Consider the following 16,846-nt stretch of genomic DNA (forward strand, 5'->3'; position numbering starts at 1 on the left):
GCTTAAGGGGTCTGCGGGTGAGCGGCAAGAGTCCGCTCACCCGGCATGTGCTCATTCCTCCGGCTTGAAGTCGAGGCTCGCCGAATTAATGCAGTAGCGCAGCCCCTCAGGGCCGGGGCCGTCGGGGAAGACGTGGCCGAGATGGCCGGCGCATTTGGCGCAGCGCACCTCGACGCGTTCCATTCCGTGGCTGTGATCGACGATCTCGCTGACCGCGCCCTTGTCGACCGGATTGGTGAAGCTCGGCCAGCCGCTGCCGCTCTCGTACTTGGTGTCGCTTTCGAACAGGGGCGCGCCGCAGCCGCCGCACACATATTCGCCCTGCTGCTTGTTGCCGAGCAGCGGGCCGCTCCACGGGGCTTCGGTCCCGGCCTCGCGCAGGATCCGGTAGCGATCGGGACCGAGCTTCTCGCGCCATTCGGCCTCGGTCGCCGGCATCCGGTCGGTCTGGTCGTGTTCGCTCATGAGATCTCCTTTCCCGCAATGTGGGAAGTTCGCCCCCGCCCGCAATGGTTAGCGACCACTTTACCAGGCTTACACCATTTTGGATGTAGTTCGGCGGGCATGCGGCTCGCTTTGCCCATCCTGCTTCTCCTTTTGGTCCCAAACGCGGCCATGGCCGCGCCATGCCGGCTGTGCGGCGAAGGGGACACGCTGACCGCGCCGGACGAGAAGGCTGGGCCAGTCGCGCTCGAGGTCCAGACCAGTCTCGATTTCGATCGCGTCATCCTGACCGGGACCGCAGGCGGGACCGCGCATGTCGGTCCCGACGGCAGTCGCAGCACCAGCGGGGCGCTGGCGCCGATGACCGGGCGCGCGATGAACGGCGACGTGGTCATTCGTGGCGAGCCCAACCGCCAGGTGCGGGTCGAGCTCCCGCGGCGGATCGAGCTTTACGGCTTTTCCGGCGGGATGCTCACCATCACCGCCATCACCAGCGATCTTCCCGCTTTCCCCCGGCTCGACGCCGAGGGACGGCTCCGAATCCGCTTCGGCGGCGAGCTGTACGTGTCGGGGGATGCGGAAGGCACCTACCGCGGCGACGTGCCGATCACGGTCGATTATCTGTGACGACCGGAAAGCGTCACCGCGCTGTTAACCATGTCCCGGAACGGGGCGGTAGCCTGTCGCGGTTAACACGGCAGTTACTTCAACCATCGACTGTGGGGGTCGAACCAATGACCAAGAATATCATCAAGGGCCTCGCGGCCCTGTGCGCCTTCGCGACACCGGCCGCCGCCCAGCAGGTCGGCGTCACCGGTGCCAAGCCGACCGCCAGCGTCAACGTCCAGAAGCCGATCCAGCTCGCGGGCGTGCGCAACCTCGTGTTCGGGACGGTGCTCCTTGGCACCTTCACCGGGACCGATACCGTCAGCGTCACGCCCAGCGGCCGCACCTGCGGGACCACCGGCGGCCTGACCTGCTCGGGCACCTTCAGCACCGCGCAATATCGCGTCACCGGCTCCAACAACCAGGTCGCGCTGATCAGCTCGGTCACGCCGACGGTCACCATGACCAACGGCGCCGGCGGCACTTTGGTGCTGACCCCGTCCTTCCCGTCGAGCACGACGATCGACAACAGCGGCAACCCGGGCAAGATCTTCGAGGTCGGCGGCAGCCTGGCCTTTACCGCGGGCCAGGCCGACGGCGTCTACACCGGGACGCTCGACATCCAGGTCGCCTATCAGTGAGCCTCTAACTGGACGTGGTGTTGCCCCCGTCGGGGTGGAGCACCTGTCCGGTCATGTAGCTTGAATCCTCGCAGGCGAGGAACAGGAAGGCCGGGGCGACCTCATTGGGTTGGCCCGGCCTTTTCATCGGCGTGTCCTTGCCGAAGTCGGGCATCTTCTCGGGCGGCTGGCCGCCAAACGGGTTGAGCGGGGTCCAGATCGGGCCCGGCGCGACGCCGTTCACCCGAATGCCCTTGTCGACCAGGTTCTTCGCCAGGCTGCGGGTAAAGGCCGTGATCGCGCCCTTGGTCGACGAATAGTCGAGCAGGATGGGCGCGCCCTTGTACATCGTCTCCGAGGTGCAGTTAACGATCGCCGCACCCTCCTTGAGGTGCGGCATGGACGCTTGGACCATGAAGAACATCGAGAAGATGTTGGTCTGGAAGGTCCGGCGGAGCTGCTCTTCGGTGATGTCGACGATATCCTCGTCGGGATGCTGCTCGCCGGCATTGTTGATGAGGACGTCGAGCTTGCCGAAGGTGTCGACTACCTGCTGGACCGCCTTGAAGCAGAAGTCGCGGCTGCCGAGGTCGCCCGGGATGCAGATCGCGCGCCGGCCCTCGGCCTCGACAAACTTCTTGGTGTCGGCGGCGTCGTCATGCTCGTCGAGGTAGAGGATGGCGACGTCCGCGCCTTCGCGCGCGAACAGCACCGCCACCGCGCGGCCGATGCCGCTGTCGGCACCGGTGATGATCGCGACCTTGTCCTTCAGGCGCCCGGAACCCGGGTAGCGCGGCTGCCATTCGGGCTTGGGATCGAGGTCGCGCTCGTGGCCGGGAAGTTGCGGCTCTTCGTGAGTCGGCGGGTCGAGGACCTCGGCCATGCTCAGCCTTCCTTGACCGGAGTGTCACGCCGCACGGGCTGGCGCTCGGCGGCGGCTGGGTTCTTGGCCGACTGGCAGCGCGCGAGGAGGGTCGGGAAGTCGAAATCGGTGCTGGCGGCGAGGACGCCCGCGGTTGCCGCCTCGCAGGCGGCGGCGCTTTCGTAGCGCGTCGGCGCCTGCGCGACCTGCTGGCACGACGCGCCGCCGTCGGCGCAGCCCAGAATGGCAATGACGAAGGAAACCGGACCCATGATGCTTAACCCCGCAAGGTGACTTGGAGGTAAGAACGGAAGAATAATCGCGTTGTTCCAGTCGTTTCGCGGCCGCATTTGCATGGCTTCGGGGGCGTCCCTACCTTGAGGGCTCGATGCCCCCAGAAAAAACCAGCCTGACCAATCGCGAGCGCAGCGGCTTCAAGGTGCTGCTGCGGTTCCTGCCCTATCTGTGGCCGGCGGGGCAGACCGGCCTCAAGCTGCGGGTGGTCGCCTCTTTCCTCATGGTGGTGGCGTCGATCACGGTCACCACCATCATCCTGCCCAAGGCGTTCGGCGGCGCGGTGGACCGGATGACGGCCGGACAGGACGGCGCGGTGTCGGTCGCGCTGGCGCTGGTCGTCGCCTTTGCCGTGGCGAGGTTCGGCGGGGTCCTCCTCGACAATCTGCGCAACGCCATCTTCGAAACGGTCGGGCAGGAGGCGACCCGCGTGCTGTCCGAGCGCACCTTCTCGCATCTCCATGGGCTGAGCCTGCGCTTCCACCTCGAGCGGCGGACCGGGGCGGTGACCAAGATCATCGAGCGCGGGTCGAAGAGCATCGATATGATGCTCTATTTCCTGCTGTTCAATCTCGCCCCGACCATCCTCCAGCTGGGCATCGTGGCGGTGCTGTTCTGGACCGGCTTCGGCCCCGGTTTGGTCGCGGCGACCGCGGCGGCGGTGGTCGCCTATATCTGGTTCACCAAGGCGGTCACCGACTGGCGCGTGCGCCTGCGCGAACAATGGACCGAGCACGACACCGCCACCACCGCGCGCGCGGTGGACAGCCTCTTGAACTTCGAGACGGTCAAATATTTCAACGCCGAGGAGCGCGAGCGGAAGCTCTACGGGCGCGCGGTCGCGAACCTCGCCCGGTCGACGGTCAAGATCGAGACCAGCCTCGCGGCGATGAACATCGGGCAGAGCCTGATTACCAACCTGCTGATGGGCGGGGCGATGGCCTATACCGTGTGGGGCTGGAGCCAAGGTCGCTTCACCCCCGGCGACCTCGTGGTCGTCAACGCGCTGCTGACGCAGCTCTTCCGGCCGCTCGACATGCTCGGCACGGTCTACCGGACCATCCGTCAGGGCCTCACCGACATGGACGAGATGTTCCGGCTGCTCGACACCCCCGCCGAGGTGACCGATGTCGACAATGCGCTGCCGCTCCACGTGGAACGTGGCCATGTCCGGTTCGAGGACGTGCGTTTCGGCTATGAGGACGGGCGCGAGATCCTGAAGGGGCTGACGCTCGACGTGCCCGCCGGGCAGACGGTCGCGGTGGTGGGGCCGAGCGGGGCGGGCAAGTCGACCCTCGCCCGGCTCCTGTTCCGCTTCTACGACCCGCAGGCCGGGCGGATCACCATCGACGGGCAGGACATCGCGCAGGTCAGCCAGGCAAGCTTGCGCGCTGCGATCGGGATCGTGCCGCAGGACACGGTGCTGTTCAACGACACGCTCGGCTACAACATCGCCTACGGCCGCGACGAGGCCAGCCAGGCCGAGGTCGAGGCCGCCGCGCGCGGGGCGTCGCTCGACCGATTCGTGGCGGCCCTTCCCGAAGGGTATGACGCACGGGTCGGCGAGCGCGGGTTGAAGCTGTCGGGCGGGGAAAAGCAGCGGGTCGCGATCGCCCGGACGCTGGTGAAGAATCCGCCGATCCTGATTCTCGACGAGGCCACCAGCGCGCTCGACAGCCGCACCGAGGAAGCGATCCTCGACACGCTACGCGGCGTATCGACCGGGCGCACGACCATCACCATCGCGCACCGGCTGTCGACCGTGGTCGATGCCGACCGGATCGTGGTGCTCGATGGAGGGCGGGTCGCGGAAGAGGGCAGCCATGCCGAGCTTCTTCGCCGCAATGGCCTTTACGCCGACATGTGGGCGCGCCAGCAGGCCGAACGGGCGATCGCCGAAGCTGCCGAATAGGCGCAAGGAACCTCCCCGCCGGGCGAGACGGGGAGGTTCGCTGGCCGACCGCGCCTAATGCGCGATCACCATGCTGATCTGAAGGGCCGGACCGACCGGCAAGCCTGCCATCTGGCGATAGGCGCGGTCGATTGCCTGGGCGACCTGATCATCGGTGCTGTGCACGGCGAGCAAGGTGCAGTCCGCGCTTTCCGACCCATTCATGTAGAAGCACAGGCTGTTGGCGGTCCGGTAGATGCGGCGGTCGAGCTGATGGCGGTCGCTCGCCTGGGTCAGGTTGAGATCGCCATAGCGGACGATCCGCTGGCTCTCCGGATCGAATTTGCGGCCTTTCACGACCACATCGCCGGCTTGCGGCGCGGCGAAGGCCTGGGTGGCGCTGGCGGTGAGTGCGATGCCGATAAATCCCGCCGCAATGAGGCAGGGAATTGTGCGCTGTTGCATCTTGAGCCTCCCAAATGCGGGACCGCGGTGGTCCCGCCCGAGGTCAATGCCAGCGAGGGGCTGCCTGACTCACGCGGGATTCGGTGAAGTCACGCAAGAAAGATGGTGAGTTCGTCCTCTTTCGATGGATCGTGACGGGGGATCGACGACTCGTGGCTGGTGGCGTGGAGAACATGGTGGACGTTGCTCTGGGCGACGCGAACCTCCGTTCCGTCGCTCAAGCGGGCCCGCCATCGGCGACCCTCGTGGATCAGGCGGTCGATGAAATCGACTCGGACCAAGCACGACCGGTTGAGCTTCAGGAAATCGGGCTCGGTCAGCTGCTCCGCCATGTGCGCGAGAGTCTGGTGAACGAGGCAGTTCCACGGACCGACGTGCACCCGCATATAGTCCCCCTCGGCGCAGACCTTGTCGATGCGGTGGATTTCGATCCTTCGCCGCCCGTCGGAACAGGGGAGCCAGAGGCCCGTATCCCGCTGTTCATGCCGACGCTCCATCTTGCGGCTGACGAAGCTGCTCTCGACCCGGGTCGCATAGGTCGCGAACATCGGGCGGAGCCGCTCCATCTCCTCCATATACTGGGGCAGGGATTCGCAATGCGCCTCGACGATAAGGTCGAAGGTGCCCGACACCTCGGTCGCGCTCTTCACCTGCTGGCAGCGGGCGATGCAGGCCTTGAAGGAAGCGAGGCCATCAGCGGGTGCGCGATGGTCGAATGCAAGGCAGACGACGACGTCCAGTTCCGGCATGGCAGCTTCCCCCCTGGAAGCTTGACGTCGTTTACTCCTTGCGAGCCAATTGAACAACAATTCGCAGTAAATGGCGAAGCGCGTCAGGCCGCCGCGGTGCTCCACCCGAGGCGGGGAATCGCAATGCTGCGCTTGCCGCTGAGGTCGGTGCGGGTGACGATGAGGTCGCGGCTTTCGATGTAGCTCAGGAGGCGGCGGGCGCGGCCGAGGCTGGCGGTGCCGTAACTCGCCGCGATCGCCTCGTCGCTCGGGGTCGGCTGGCTATCGCGCGCGGCGCGGGCGAGGAGGAGGAAGGGGCCGAGCATGTCCTCGGGCAGGCCTTCGGCCGCCTCGAGCGCGGGGTGCCAGTCGGGGTCCTCGGTGAAAATGCCCGCGCGGGCCATGGCGAGGCGGCGGGTGAACGCCGGGAGGTCGAGCGGGCTCGGGGAGACGCCGGCCATGCGCAGGCGGACGGTGAAGTCCTGGAACAGCACCGCGCCCGAACGCCCCCTTGATTCATGGTCGGCGACCATGGCCTCGAGGACGGCTGCGACCGCAGCGGATTGCTCCTCATCCGACTTGCTCGGGAGCGCCGGCGCCGGTTCGGAACGCTGACCGGCGAGCATTTCCATCAGGCTCTCGGAGCGAAGCGGCCTAGGGTCGGGCTTCGGGGCAGGGGCAGGTTCGAAGTCGAAGCCGGGCTGGAACAGCAGTTCCTGCAGGTCCTCGCTCGCGGTTGCCGTGGGCAGGGGGACCAGCTTGGGGCTCATCGACCGTGCCCGGGTCTCGACCTCCCCGATTGCGACCGACAAGGGGCGGCGGCTGATCGCGGGGCCCAAAGCGAGGAAGGTGCCGCGCGGCAGGTCGCGGATCGCCTCGGCTTGCCTCCGCTCCATGCCGAGGAGGTCGGCGGCGCGGGCCATGTCGATGTCGAGGAAGGTCCGGCCCATCAGGAAGTTCGACGCCTCGGCCGCGACATTCTTGGCGAGCTTGGCGAGGCGCTGGGTGGCGATGATCCCGGCCAGCCCGCGCTTGCGGCCGCGGCACATGAGGTTGGTCATGGCCGAGAGCGAGGCGCGGCGGACTTCCTCGGCCACCTCGCCGCCGCCAGCGGGCGCGAACAGCTGGGCCTCGTCGACGACCACCAGCGCGGGATACCAATGGTCGCGCGGCGCCTCGAACAGGGCCGAGAGGAAGGCCGCGGCACAGCGCATTTGCCCCTCGGCTTCGAGGCCTTCGAGGCTGAGCACGACCGACGCGCGATGCTCGCGGATGCGGGCGGCGGCGCGGGCGATCTCCTTCTCGTCGTGGTCGGCGGCCTCGATCGCGAGGTGGCCGTAGGGGCCGGCAAGCGTGACGAAATCGCCCTCGGGGTCGATCACGATCTGCTGGACCTGGCCGGCGCTCTTCTCGAGCAGGCGGCGCAGCAGGTGCGACTTGCCGCTCCCCGAATTGCCCTGGACGAGCAGGCGGGTGGCGAGAAGCTCCTCGAGATCGATGGTGACGGGCTGGCCTTGCGGCGACAGGCCCATGTCGACGGCGACGGTCATGCGGCGGCGGTGCGAGCCTCCGCGGCAACCGCCGCCGGGCCGATCGGGCGCATGGCGAGGAGCGAATAGACATAGGCCGCGACCACCACCGCGCAGATCGCGCTGGCGGTGAAGGGCGCGGGGACGAAGCCGTAGGCGAGATAGCAGCCGAGCGCGCGGGCGACGGCGTGGGTGATCCCGCTTCGGTCATCGGCGGCCCAGGCGAAGGGAATCCAGACGATTCCCGCGAGGATCGCCATGCCGAGCAGGATCAGCAGCGCCTGTCCGCCCTTGGTCCCGATCACCGCGAGCGGGACGGTCAGCCCGACCATCAGGATCCCGAGCAGGAACAGGCGGACCAGCGGGTTATCGCCCCCGCCGAACAGGTTGCGGCCGCGCAGCCGGTCGATGAGGAAGGCCAGCGGCAGGATCGCCGCCATGATGTAGAGCGAGGCATTGGCGACCGTGCGCTCGGGCAGGACGAGCGCAGCAGTCCCGAGTGCGGCCCAGGTGACGAGCCCCGCGATCGGCATGGCGTTGGTGCTGGTCGCACGAAAATCGGCGTGGAGCTGCTCGAGGCTCCGCCCGGACATGGTCATTTCACTTCTTCCCCTACCCTCGATCGTCCGTTTGGACGGCTGCGCGGGCCAAGACAAGGTTGCGCAGGAGCCCCTAGCGCGGCCAAAGGCGAAGCGTGACCGACCCGCATCAGCTTCTTCGCCAAGTCTTTGGATTCGACCATTTCCGCGGGGTGCAGGAAGAAGTGGTCGGGCGCGTGCTGGCGGGCCGGCCGACGCTGGCGATCATGCCGACCGGGGCGGGCAAGAGCCTGTGCTACCAGCTGCCCGCGCTGGCGCTCGCGGGGACCGCGCTGGTGATCAGCCCGCTGATCGCGCTGATGCACGACCAGATACGCTCGGCCGAGGCGCTCGGGATCAAGGCCGCCTCGCTGACCAGCGCCGACGACCGCGACACCGTGGTCCGGCGTTTCCTGAACGGCGAGCTCGATCTTCTCTACGTCGCCCCCGAACGAGCGACGACCGACGGCTTCCGCCGCCTGGCCGACCGGGTGCCGCTGAGCCTGATCGCGATCGACGAGGCACATTGCGTCAGCGAATGGGGGCATGACTTCCGTCCCGACTACCGGCTGCTGACGAAATTGCTCGGCGATCACCAGGAAGTGCCGCGGCTGGCGCTGACCGCGACCGCCGACCCGCGCACCCGCGCCGACATTCTCGTCCAGCTCGGGATTCCCGAGGACGGGCTGATCGTCAGCGGCTTCGACCGGCCCAACATCCGCTATCACATCCGTCCGCGTGACCAGGCGGGCCGGCAGGTGCTGGGCTTGCTCGCCGAGCGGCCGGGCCCGGCGATCGTCTATGTTTCGAGCCGCAAGGATGCCGACAGTATGGCGGCGACCATTGCGGCGAGCGGGCGGGCGGCGCTGCCTTATCATGCCGGGCTCGATTCCCAGGTCCGCGCGGCGAACCAGGCCGCGTTCGTCGCCTCGGAGGAAATGGTGATGGCGGCGACCATCGCCTTCGGCATGGGGATCGACAAGCCCGACGTCCGAACCGTCATCCACGCGGGCACCCCCAAGTCGATCGAGGCCTATTATCAGGAGACCGGGCGCGCGGGCCGCGACGGCGATCCGGCCGAAGCGCACATGCTATGGAGCGCGGGCGACTTCGCGCTCGCGCGCCAGCGGATCGAGCGCGAGGCCGCGCCCGAGCGGCAGGCCGACGAACGGGCCCGGCTGCAGAGCCTCGCTGCGCTGGTCGAGACGACCGAGTGCCGCCGCGCGGTGCTGCTTCGTCACTTCGGGGAAACGCCGCCGCCGACCTGCGGCAATTGCGACAATTGCCTCGAGCCGCCGCATACGGTCGAGGTGACCGAAGTGGCGCGCAAGCTCCTGTCGGCCGCCTTCCGTACCGAGATGCGCTTCGGGGTCGGGCATCTCGCCGACGTGCTGGCGGGCAAGGAGACCGACAAGGTCCATGCCAATGGCCACCATCGCCTGAGCGTGTTCGGGATCTGCAATGCCGAGGAGCTGGCGCTGATCCAGCCGGTTGCCCGCGCCCTTATCGCCCGGGACGCGCTTCGCGCCGACGCCTATGGGGGCCTCAGCTTCGGGCCCGGCGCGCGCGGGATCCTCAAGGGCGGCGAGGAAGTGCGGATCGCGCTCCCGCCGCCGCGCAAGCGCCGCGCCCGGCGCGGGAGCGCTGGCGGGGACGATCATCCGCACGATCCGCTATTCGAGGCGCTGCGCGAGGCGCGCCGTTCGCTCGCCAAGGAAGCGAACGTGCCGCCTTACGTGATCTTCCACGATTCGACGCTGCGCGAGATCGCCGCCGCGAAGCCGCAGACGTTGCACGAGCTTGGGCAGGTCCAGGGCGTCGGTACCGCCAAGCTCGAGCGTTACGGTGCGGCGATGCTGGAGACGGTCGCGGCTTTCGCCTAGGGTGCGGCCATGACCCTGCCCGATCCGGTCATCTGGGCGATCCCCTTCTTCCTCGTCACGCTGGCGCTGGAAGCCTGGTGGCTGAAGCGACGGCGGGGACGCGGGCCGGACCCCAGGGACAGCGCGACCTCGATCACGCTCGGCCTCGGCAGCCTGGCGGCGGGCGCGCTGACCGCCGGCCTCGTTTTCTCGCTCGGCGCCTGGCTGCACCAGTTCCGGCTGGTCGACATTCCGCTGGCCTGGTGGAGCTTCGCGCTATGCTTCGTCGCCGACGACTTCGCATATTATCTGTTTCACCGCTCGGCCCACCGGGTGCGCTGGTTCTGGGCGAGCCATGTCGTCCATCACTCGAGCGAGGCGTACAACCTGTCGACCGCGCTCCGGCAGACGTGGACCGGCTTCGTCAGCCTCAACTTCCTTTTCCGCCTGCCGCTGTTCGTGATCGGCTTTCCGCCGGAACTGGTGTTCTTTTGCGCGGGGCTGAACCTCGTCTACCAATATTGGATTCACACCGAGGCGATCCGGCGAATGCCGCGCTGGTTCGAGGCGGTCATGAACACGCCGTCGCACCACCGGGTCCACCATGCGGTGAACCCGCGCTACCTCGATCGCAATTACGCCGGGGTCTTCATCATCTGGGACCGGCTCCTCGGCACCTTCGAGCCCGAACGCGACGACGACCGCCCGCGTTATGGAATCGTCAAGCCCCTGGGCTCGTTCAACCCGCTCCGCGCCGCGCTTCACGAGTGGATCGGCATCGCCCACGACGTCCTTGCTGCGCCGGGCCTTGCGAAATGGCATTATCTCTGGCGCGAACCGGGCTGGAGTCACGATGGAAGCCGCGACACCAGCGAGACGATTCGCGCGCGCTGGCGTGCGCAAGAGGGAAGGATAGAGGATGACCGCGTTCAAGCCGCTTGACGAGAAGACGCTGGTGGCCGGCCAGATCCACCCCGAGGACCTCGAGGAAGCGCGGCGTCATGGCGTCACCATGGTCGTCAACAACCGGCCGGACGGCGAGGACGATGGCCAGCCCTGCAGTGACGACATCGAGGCGGCGGCGAAGGCGGCCGGGCTCGAATATCGCCACATCCCGATCGCCCGCGGCCTCGGCCCGACGGTGATCGAACAGATGCGCGATGCCATGGTCGATGTCGGCGACGGCAAGCTGCTCGCTTATTGCCGGTCGGGAATGCGCTCCACCCTCGCCTGGGCCGTCGCCTGCCGCGAGAATGGCGTGCCGCGCGAGAAGCTGGACAAGGCGGCCGAAGCGGCCGGCTACAATCTCAGCGCGGTCGACCACCTCCTCTAGGGGAGGCGCGACAGCTCAGGCGGTTCCGCCGACCGTCAGGCCCTCGATCAGCAAGGTGGGCTGGCCGACACCCGCCGGCACGCTCTGCCCGCCCTTGCCGCAAATGCCGACGCCCTCGTCGAGCGCGAGGTCGTTGCCAATGCCCTTGACCCGGGTCAGCACGGTCGGGCCGTCGCCGATCAGCGTCGCGCCCTTCAGGGGCTCGGCCAGCTTCCCGTCGCGGATCCGATAGGCCTCGGTGCAGCCGAACACGAACTTGCCGCTGGTGATGTCGACCTGTCCGCCGCCGAAGCTCTTGGCGTAGATGCCGTCCTTGACCCGCTCGACCAGCGCGCCGGGGTCATTCTTGCCGCCGAGCATGAAGGTGTTGGTCATCCGCGGCATGGGCGCATGGGCGAAGCTCTCGCGGCGGCCGTTGCCGGTCGGGGCGACGCCCATCAGGCGGGCGTTCAGCCGATCCTGGAGATAGCCGACGAGGATTCCGTCCTCGATCAGGGTCGTGCGCCCGGTCGGCGTGCCCTCGTCGTCGATGGTCAGGCTGCCGCGGCGTTCGTGGAGCGAGCCATCGTCGACCACCGTCACGCCAGGCGCCGCGACGCGCTCGCCGAGCCTACCCGAAAAGGCGCTCGTCCCCTTGCGGTTGAAGTCGCCCTCGAGCGTGTGGCCGACCGCCTCGTGCAGGAGCACGCCGGGCCAGCCGGGCCCGCAGACGACGGTCATCTCGCCGGCCGGGGCGGCCACGCTGTCGAGATTCACCAGCGCCTGGTCGAGCGCGATGTCGATCGCGCGGTTCCAGCTCCCCTCGTCGAACAGGCGGGCCATGTCGTAGCGCCCGCCGAGGCCATGGAAGCCCATCTCGCGGCGGCCATTGCGCTCGGCGACGATGGAGACATTGAGCCGGACCAGCGGCCGGACGTCGGTCGCGACGAAGCCGTCGGCGCGGACGATCTCGACAACGCTCCAGCTCGCCTGAAGGCCGACGCTGACCTGCACCACCTTGGGATCGCGGGCGCGGGCGGCGGCGTCGATCTTCTGGCACAGCGCGACCTTGTCGGCGAAGGGCAGGGCCCCGAGCGGGTCCTCGCTGCCATATTGGGCCTGGTTGGTGCGGAAGGGGGCGGGCGCGGGCTTGCCCCCTGGAGCAAGTAGTCGAAGCGTTTCGGCCGCGCGGTCGATCGCGGCGGCACTGAGCTCATTGGCATGGGCGAAGGCGGTCGCCTCGCCGCTCACGCCGCGCAGGCCGAAGCCCTGGCCGACATGATAGTCGGCGGTCTTCAGGCGGCCGTCGTCGAACCCGAAGGCCTCGCTACGGCGATATTGAAGGTAGAGCTCGCCATCGTCATGCGCCGACAGGTGGCGGGCGGCGAGGCGGCGCGCCTCGTCGGGGTCGAGCGCCGCATTGTAAAGGAAGCGGCGGGGGTCTTCGGCCCCCACCTCAGGCCGCCTGCCCGGTGCCGCTCTCGCTGTCGGCGGGTCCGCCGATCAGGACGAAGCGCCGGTCGCAATAGCCGCATTCGACGAAACCCTTTTCGTCGATGCGGAGGAAGACGCGCGGATGGCCAAGCGCGGGGCTCACTTCGCCGCTGCCATCGCAGTGGACGGCGTTGGAAGTGACGCGGACGGTTTCAGGGGGCGGTTGCATCCCTCACGAGATAGCTACCGCCCCCCACCGCTGCAATAAGTGTGGGGTCTTATTGATAGTCAGCGGTGACCGTGAACTGGGCGCTGTAGACGCCCGGAGCCTGGTTGGCGCCCACGTCGATGGTGGCGCCGACGCCCACGCGGAAGCTGCCCGTCACGCCGATGACGCGGGTGTTCGCGCCGTCGAGGGTGAAGTTGCGGAAGACCACCGCCTGGGTCGAGTCCGACTGGTTCACCAGCATGGCAGGCACGCTGGAGCTGATCTGCACGGCCTGGCCGGCGAAGCCCAGGCCTTCGAACAGGCCGCGGCCGCCGACGTCGCTCGGCGCACCGGTGACGCCGCCCGAGGTCGAGCGGGCGCCCGTGGCGGGGTCGATGGTGACGCTGCCGGCGAGGTTGCTGGCGACGATGGTGCCAAAGTTGAGGCGATTGAGATTGACGAAGCTCAGCGGCTGGATGATCAGACCGCGAGCTTCGGCGGTGGCGCTGACCGGCACGGTCTGGGCGGCGGCCGGAGCGGCGAAAGCGGTAGTGGCGGCGAGCGCCGCGAGTGCAAGAGTGTAACGCATTGGTCGATGTCCCCACATTGGTTGAACGCCAATGGTTGTGGGGGACGCCGTCTCAACAGCCGTTCACCAAGGCTCCTCAAGAACCTCTTAACCCTGAAGCTTGACGCTTCGCCTCACGGATATTGGACGGTAACGTCGAATTCGCCGGTGTAGACGCCCTCGGCCTGGTTGGCGTTCACCACCAGCGTCGCGCCGACGTTGAACTCGAACGCTTCCATCCGGGCGAGGGTGCGCTTGTCCTGTCCCTGCAGGGTGAAATTCTGGACCGTCATGGTCTCGGTCCCGCCGACCCTGCGGATGGTGATCGGCGACTTGGGCACGCGGATGATCACCACCGAGGCGCTCCTGGCGGCGCCGAGGAAGGTCGCCGGTTGCGGCCGTCCGCCGAGCGCGAGCACCCCGCCGGTCACGCTGCGGACACTGGTGTTGGGGTTGACCACCACCGTCCCGGCGCCGTTGACCGCGATATAGCCGAAGTCGAGGTTGTTCTTGGTGACCACGGTCAGCGGATAGATGAACGCGCCGCCGGCCTTGGCGCGCGGGATCGCGGAAAAGCGCGTCTGCGCCTCGGCGGTGCCGGCAGCCAGGAGGCCGGACAGGAACAGGCAGAGCGCGCGCCGCATGGCCATCGTCTAGGACGGTTAACGTCAAATCCACTTTGCCAAGTAAGGTAAATGGTGAATTTACCTTCGCCGCTTCCGCCCCCGGCCCGCCGCCGCTAAGCGCTTTGGCCATGAGCAGCGACGCGACGGCGATCCGAATCGAGGGACTCGGCAAGACCTATGACGGGGGCAAGCGCGCGCTCGACGGCGTCTCGCTCGAGGTCCGGCAAGGCGAATTCTTCGGCCTTCTCGGCCCCAATGGCGCGGGCAAGTCGACCCTCATCAACATCCTCGCGGGCCTCGTCACCAAGAGCGAGGGCAAGGTCGAAATCTGGGGCTTCGACATCGATGAGCATCCGCGCAACGCGAAGCTGTCGATCGGGATCGTGCCGCAGGAGATCCTGTTCGACCCTTTCTTCACCCCGCGCGAGGCGCTCGAGATACAGGCCGGGCTTTACGGTGTCCCGGCGGCCGAGCGGCGCAGCGACGAACTGCTCGCCGCCATGCGCCTCACCGACAAGGCCCATGCCTATAGCCGGACGCTGTCGGGGGGCATGAAGCGGCGGCTGCTGGTCGCCAAGGCGATGGTCCATTCGCCGCCCATCCTCGTCCTCGACGAGCCCACCGCCGGGGTCGACATCGAGCTCCGCCAGCAGCTGTGGGAATATGTCCGCGAGCTCCACTCCCAGGGCGCCACGGTGATCCTCACCACGCATTATCTCGAGGAAGCCGAGGAATTGTGCGAGCGGATCGCGATCATCAACCACGGCAAGGTGGTCGCCAACGAACCCACCAAGCAGCTCCTCGCCCGCGCGCAGGAGAAGAATGTGGTGGTGACGGTCGACCGCGACCTTGCCGCGGTTCCCGAGAACATCTGCTTCGACAAGGTCGTGCTGCAGGGTGAGCGCAGCCTCGCCATCACCTACCGGAAGGACAAGGTGAATGCGGGCGAGGTCCTCGCCGCGCTTCAGGCCGACGGACTCGGGATCGTCGACGTGGTGACCAAGGAGCCCGACCTCGAGGACGTGTTCCTGAGCCTGGTCCGGAGCGCATGAGCAAGGCCTTCGACGTCCTCGTCATCGGCTCGGGGGCGGCCGGGCTGACCGCGGCGCTCAACCTTGCTGCACATCGCAAGGTCGCGGTGATCGCCAAGGGCGCGCTCGGGGAGGGCGCGACCGGCTGGGCACAGGGTGGAATCGCCGCGGTGCTCGAGGAAGGCGACAGCTTCGAAAGCCACGTCGAGGACACGATGATCGCCGGCGCCGGGCTCAACGATCGCAAGGTCGTCGAGCATGTGGTCGGCGCCGCCCCGGCGGCGATCCAGCGGCTGATCGAATTGGGCGTGCCCTTCGCCGAGGAGGATGGCGCGCTCCACCTCACCCGCGAGGGCGGTCACAGCCATCGGCGGATCGTCCACGTCGCCGACGCGACCGGCTGGGCTGTGCAGCAGGCGCTCGAAAAGGCGGCCTTCGCGAATCCCAACATCACGCTGCTGCCCGACATGGTCGCGATCGACCTGGTAACCGGGCGGCACGAAGACCGCTTCTCGACCAGCGGCGCGGTCCACGGCCTCTATGCCTTCAATCGCGCGACGAAAAAGGTGGAGACGCTGGTCGCCCGCGCCACGGTGCTCGCGACCGGCGGCGCCGGCCGGGTCTATCTTTATTCGACCGCGCCGCGCGGGGCGACGGGCGACGGCATCGCCATGGCCTGGCGCGCGGGCTGCCGCGTCTCCAACATGGAGATGATGCAGTTCCACCCGACCTGCCTCTACAACCTGTCGGTCAAGAACTTCCTGATCACCGAGGCGGTGCGCGGCGAGGGCGGGATTCTCAAGCATCCGCTGACCGGCCACCGGTTCATGCCCGACTATGACGAGCGCGCCGAGCTCGCGCCGCGTGATGTCGTCGCGCGGGCAATCGACAACGAGATCAAGCGCGACGGCCTCGACTTCGTCCACCTCGACATCAGCCACCGCGATCCCGAGTTCGTGAAGGGCCACTTCCCCAACATCTACGAAAAGCTGATCGGGCTCGGCATCGACATGACCAGGGAGCCGATCCCCGTGGTGCCGGCGCAGCATTATACGTGCGGCGGCGTGGTGGTGGACCTCGCCGGCCGCACCGATGCGCCGGGCCTTTATGCCGCGGGCGAGGTGACCGAGAGCGGGCTCCACGGCGCCAACCGCCTCGCCTCCAACAGCCTGCTCGAATGCCTCGTGTTCGGTGAGGCGGCGGCGAAGGATATTCTCGCGCGGTGGGAGGAATTGCCTGCGCTGCCGAAAATCCGGGAGTGGGACGAGAGCCGGGTCACCAACAGCGACGAGGAAGTCGTCATCGCCCAGACCTGGGGCGAGATCCGCCGGTTCATGTGGAACTATGTCGGCATCGTCCGGACGACCAAGCGGCTCGAGCGCGCCAAGCGCCGGATCGACATGCTCCGCGGCGAAGTGACGGACTATTACTCGAACTTCCGCGTGACCCCCGACCTCATCGAGCTTCGCAACCTGGTCGAGGTCGCCGACCTCATCGTCCGCTCCGCCCTCCACCGCCACGAAAGCCGCGGGCTTCACTTCACCACCGATTATCCGCGCACGCTGGCGCAGGCGAAGGACACGGTGCTGGCCCCCTGAGGGCTAGCGCATCTTCGCGATCTTGATCTTGAGCACCTTGGCCTGCGCCTGCGTGCTCTCTTCCGAGCGCGTCAGCGCCTTGGCGATGGCCTTGAGGCCCATGCCCTTGCCCGCCAGCGTGTGAAGCTTGGTGTTCTCATCGGCGGTCCAGGGCTGCCGGTGGCGCTCGAAACGTTCTCCCATGACCGTT

Annotated in this window: 20 protein-coding genes; 8 read left to right on the top strand and 12 right to left on the bottom strand. The window is 67.8% G+C overall.

What is annotated here, in order from left to right; all coding sequences use genetic code 11:
• Window positions 1–51: 51 nt before the first annotated feature.
• The gene (gene msrB / locus BS69_RS0109420; RefSeq protein WP_029941700.1) at window positions 52–465 is read right to left on the bottom strand and encodes a peptide-methionine (R)-S-oxide reductase MsrB; all 414 of its coding nucleotides are present in this window, start codon (window positions 463–465) and stop codon (window positions 52–54) included.
• 150 nt (window positions 466–615) lie between these two features.
• On the opposite strand from msrB, the gene BS69_RS0109425 reads away from it, so the two are divergent.
• Together BS69_RS0109425 and BS69_RS0109430 are read left to right on the top strand one after the other, a co-directional pair.
• Window positions 616–1,071, top strand: coding sequence for a DUF4402 domain-containing protein (locus BS69_RS0109425; RefSeq protein WP_169738080.1), 456 nt, complete (start codon window positions 616–618; stop codon window positions 1,069–1,071).
• Window positions 1,072–1,178: 107 nt separating this feature from the next.
• Window positions 1,179–1,691 (top strand): DUF4402 domain-containing protein, encoded by a 513-nt coding sequence (locus BS69_RS0109430; RefSeq protein ID WP_029941702.1) that lies wholly within the window; start codon window positions 1,179–1,181, stop codon window positions 1,689–1,691.
• Between the two features lie 4 nt (window positions 1,692–1,695).
• Here BS69_RS0109430 and BS69_RS0109435 read toward each other — a convergent pair whose 3' ends face one another.
• Together BS69_RS0109435 and BS69_RS0109440 are read right to left on the bottom strand one after the other, a co-directional pair.
• Complete coding sequence (locus BS69_RS0109435; RefSeq protein ID WP_029941703.1) at window positions 1,696–2,553, bottom strand: SDR family oxidoreductase; 858 nt, start codon at window positions 2,551–2,553, stop codon at window positions 1,696–1,698.
• Between the two features lie 2 nt (window positions 2,554–2,555).
• Window positions 2,556–2,804, bottom strand: a complete 249-nt coding sequence (locus BS69_RS0109440; RefSeq protein WP_029941704.1) for a hypothetical protein — start codon at window positions 2,802–2,804, stop codon at window positions 2,556–2,558.
• A gap of 116 nt (window positions 2,805–2,920) precedes the next feature.
• Between BS69_RS0109440 and BS69_RS0109445 the strand changes: the two genes are divergently transcribed.
• Complete coding sequence (locus BS69_RS0109445) at window positions 2,921–4,738, top strand: ABCB family ABC transporter ATP-binding protein/permease (protein WP_029941705.1); 1,818 nt, start codon at window positions 2,921–2,923, stop codon at window positions 4,736–4,738.
• A gap of 54 nt (window positions 4,739–4,792) precedes the next feature.
• Here BS69_RS0109445 and BS69_RS0109450 read toward each other — a convergent pair whose 3' ends face one another.
• From BS69_RS0109450 to BS69_RS0109465, 4 genes are all read right to left on the bottom strand, one after another.
• Complete coding sequence (locus BS69_RS0109450; protein ID WP_029941706.1) at window positions 4,793–5,182, bottom strand: UrcA family protein; 390 nt, start codon at window positions 5,180–5,182, stop codon at window positions 4,793–4,795.
• 89 nt (window positions 5,183–5,271) lie between these two features.
• A complete protein-coding gene (locus BS69_RS13735) occupies window positions 5,272–5,931 on the bottom strand; it encodes a LytTR family transcriptional regulator DNA-binding domain-containing protein (protein ID WP_156956986.1) in 660 nt (219 codons plus the stop codon).
• A gap of 83 nt (window positions 5,932–6,014) precedes the next feature.
• On the bottom strand, window positions 6,015–7,460 hold the full coding sequence (locus BS69_RS0109460) for an ATP-binding protein (protein ID WP_029941708.1): 1,446 nt from the start codon (window positions 7,458–7,460) through the stop codon (window positions 6,015–6,017).
• Complete coding sequence (locus BS69_RS0109465; protein ID WP_029941709.1) at window positions 7,457–8,038, bottom strand: DUF7010 family protein; 582 nt, start codon at window positions 8,036–8,038, stop codon at window positions 7,457–7,459. Before BS69_RS0109465 ends, BS69_RS0109460 begins: the two co-directional genes overlap by 4 nt.
• A gap of 95 nt (window positions 8,039–8,133) precedes the next feature.
• Here BS69_RS0109465 and recQ point away from each other — a divergent pair, with 95 nt between their 5' ends.
• Genes recQ through BS69_RS0109480 form a run of 3 tightly spaced genes read left to right on the top strand, consistent with a single transcriptional unit; the run spans window position 8,134 to window position 11,212 of the window.
• Window positions 8,134–9,900, top strand: coding sequence for a DNA helicase RecQ (recQ, locus tag BS69_RS0109470; protein WP_029941710.1), 1,767 nt, complete (start codon window positions 8,134–8,136; stop codon window positions 9,898–9,900).
• A 9-nt stretch (window positions 9,901–9,909) separates the two neighbouring features.
• On the top strand, window positions 9,910–10,821 hold the full coding sequence (locus BS69_RS0109475) for a sterol desaturase family protein (protein WP_029941711.1): 912 nt from the start codon (window positions 9,910–9,912) through the stop codon (window positions 10,819–10,821).
• Window positions 10,799–11,212 carry a protein tyrosine phosphatase family protein gene (locus BS69_RS0109480; RefSeq protein ID WP_029941712.1) on the top strand — a complete coding sequence of 138 codons (414 nt, stop codon included), beginning with the start codon at window positions 10,799–10,801 and terminating at the stop codon, window positions 11,210–11,212. Before BS69_RS0109475 ends, BS69_RS0109480 begins: the two co-directional genes overlap by 23 nt.
• 15 nt (window positions 11,213–11,227) lie before the next feature.
• On the opposite strand, the gene tldD is transcribed toward BS69_RS0109480, so the two are convergent.
• The 4 genes from tldD to BS69_RS0109500 all read right to left on the bottom strand — a co-directional run bounded on the left by tldD (window position 11,228) and on the right by BS69_RS0109500 (window position 14,051).
• Window positions 11,228–12,646, bottom strand: coding sequence for a metalloprotease TldD (tldD, locus tag BS69_RS0109485; protein WP_029941713.1), 1,419 nt, complete (start codon window positions 12,644–12,646; stop codon window positions 11,228–11,230).
• Window position 12,647: 1 nt separating this feature from the next.
• Window positions 12,648–12,854, bottom strand: a complete 207-nt coding sequence (locus BS69_RS0109490) for a zinc-finger domain-containing protein (RefSeq protein WP_029941714.1) — start codon at window positions 12,852–12,854, stop codon at window positions 12,648–12,650.
• A gap of 49 nt (window positions 12,855–12,903) precedes the next feature.
• Window positions 12,904–13,422 (bottom strand): DUF4402 domain-containing protein, encoded by a 519-nt coding sequence (locus BS69_RS0109495; protein ID WP_029941715.1) that lies wholly within the window; start codon window positions 13,420–13,422, stop codon window positions 12,904–12,906.
• Between the two features lie 113 nt (window positions 13,423–13,535).
• Window positions 13,536–14,051 carry a DUF4402 domain-containing protein gene (locus tag BS69_RS0109500; RefSeq protein ID WP_029941716.1) on the bottom strand — a complete coding sequence of 172 codons (516 nt, stop codon included), beginning with the start codon at window positions 14,049–14,051 and terminating at the stop codon, window positions 13,536–13,538.
• Window positions 14,052–14,155: 104 nt separating this feature from the next.
• Here BS69_RS0109500 and BS69_RS0109505 point away from each other — a divergent pair, with 104 nt between their 5' ends.
• Window positions 14,156–15,079 carry an ABC transporter ATP-binding protein gene (locus BS69_RS0109505; RefSeq protein WP_029941717.1) on the top strand — a complete coding sequence of 308 codons (924 nt, stop codon included), beginning with the start codon at window positions 14,156–14,158 and terminating at the stop codon, window positions 15,077–15,079.
• Window positions 15,076–16,656: an L-aspartate oxidase gene (gene nadB, locus BS69_RS0109510; RefSeq protein ID WP_029941718.1), complete on the top strand. Its 1,581-nt coding sequence runs from the start codon at window positions 15,076–15,078 to the stop codon at window positions 16,654–16,656. The genes BS69_RS0109505 and nadB overlap by 4 nt, the downstream gene beginning before the upstream one ends.
• Before the next feature lie 3 nt (window positions 16,657–16,659).
• Here the strand turns inward: nadB and BS69_RS0109515 are convergent, their stop codons facing one another.
• Complete coding sequence (locus tag BS69_RS0109515) at window positions 16,660–16,839, bottom strand: hypothetical protein (RefSeq protein WP_029941719.1); 180 nt, start codon at window positions 16,837–16,839, stop codon at window positions 16,660–16,662.
• Between the last annotated feature and the right edge of the window lie 7 nt (window positions 16,840–16,846).

The organism is Sphingomonas astaxanthinifaciens DSM 22298, from assembly GCF_000711715.1.
Taxonomy (GTDB): Bacteria; Pseudomonadota; Alphaproteobacteria; order Sphingomonadales; family Sphingomonadaceae; genus Sphingomicrobium; species Sphingomicrobium astaxanthinifaciens_A.

What these genes read in the sequence shown, in the direction of transcription:
- msrB (WP_029941700.1), bottom strand. Translation starts at nt 465, where the DNA reads ATGAGCGAACACGACCAGACCGACCGGATGCCGGCGACCGAGGCCGAA.
- BS69_RS0109425 (WP_169738080.1), top strand. Translation starts at nt 616, where the DNA reads ATGGCCGCGCCATGCCGGCTGTGCGGCGAAGGGGACACGCTGACCGCG.
- BS69_RS0109430 (WP_029941702.1), top strand. Translation starts at nt 1,179, where the DNA reads ATGACCAAGAATATCATCAAGGGCCTCGCGGCCCTGTGCGCCTTCGCG.
- BS69_RS0109435 (WP_029941703.1), bottom strand. Translation starts at nt 2,553, where the DNA reads ATGGCCGAGGTCCTCGACCCGCCGACTCACGAAGAGCCGCAACTTCCC.
- BS69_RS0109440 (WP_029941704.1), bottom strand. Translation starts at nt 2,804, where the DNA reads ATGGGTCCGGTTTCCTTCGTCATTGCCATTCTGGGCTGCGCCGACGGC.
- BS69_RS0109445 (WP_029941705.1), top strand. Translation starts at nt 2,921, where the DNA reads ATGCCCCCAGAAAAAACCAGCCTGACCAATCGCGAGCGCAGCGGCTTC.
- BS69_RS0109450 (WP_029941706.1), bottom strand. Translation starts at nt 5,182, where the DNA reads ATGCAACAGCGCACAATTCCCTGCCTCATTGCGGCGGGATTTATCGGC.
- BS69_RS13735 (WP_156956986.1), bottom strand. Translation starts at nt 5,931, where the DNA reads ATGCCGGAACTGGACGTCGTCGTCTGCCTTGCATTCGACCATCGCGCA.
- BS69_RS0109460 (WP_029941708.1), bottom strand. Translation starts at nt 7,460, where the DNA reads ATGACCGTCGCCGTCGACATGGGCCTGTCGCCGCAAGGCCAGCCCGTC.
- BS69_RS0109465 (WP_029941709.1), bottom strand. Translation starts at nt 8,038, where the DNA reads ATGACCATGTCCGGGCGGAGCCTCGAGCAGCTCCACGCCGATTTTCGT.
- BS69_RS0109475 (WP_029941711.1), top strand. Translation starts at nt 9,910, where the DNA reads ATGACCCTGCCCGATCCGGTCATCTGGGCGATCCCCTTCTTCCTCGTC.
- BS69_RS0109480 (WP_029941712.1), top strand. Translation starts at nt 10,799, where the DNA reads ATGACCGCGTTCAAGCCGCTTGACGAGAAGACGCTGGTGGCCGGCCAG.
- BS69_RS0109490 (WP_029941714.1), bottom strand. Translation starts at nt 12,854, where the DNA reads ATGCAACCGCCCCCTGAAACCGTCCGCGTCACTTCCAACGCCGTCCAC.
- BS69_RS0109495 (WP_029941715.1), bottom strand. Translation starts at nt 13,422, where the DNA reads ATGCGTTACACTCTTGCACTCGCGGCGCTCGCCGCCACTACCGCTTTC.
- BS69_RS0109500 (WP_029941716.1), bottom strand. Translation starts at nt 14,051, where the DNA reads ATGGCCATGCGGCGCGCGCTCTGCCTGTTCCTGTCCGGCCTCCTGGCT.
- BS69_RS0109505 (WP_029941717.1), top strand. Translation starts at nt 14,156, where the DNA reads ATGAGCAGCGACGCGACGGCGATCCGAATCGAGGGACTCGGCAAGACC.
- nadB (WP_029941718.1), top strand. Translation starts at nt 15,076, where the DNA reads ATGAGCAAGGCCTTCGACGTCCTCGTCATCGGCTCGGGGGCGGCCGGG.
- BS69_RS0109515 (WP_029941719.1), bottom strand. Translation starts at nt 16,839, where the DNA reads ATGGGAGAACGTTTCGAGCGCCACCGGCAGCCCTGGACCGCCGATGAG.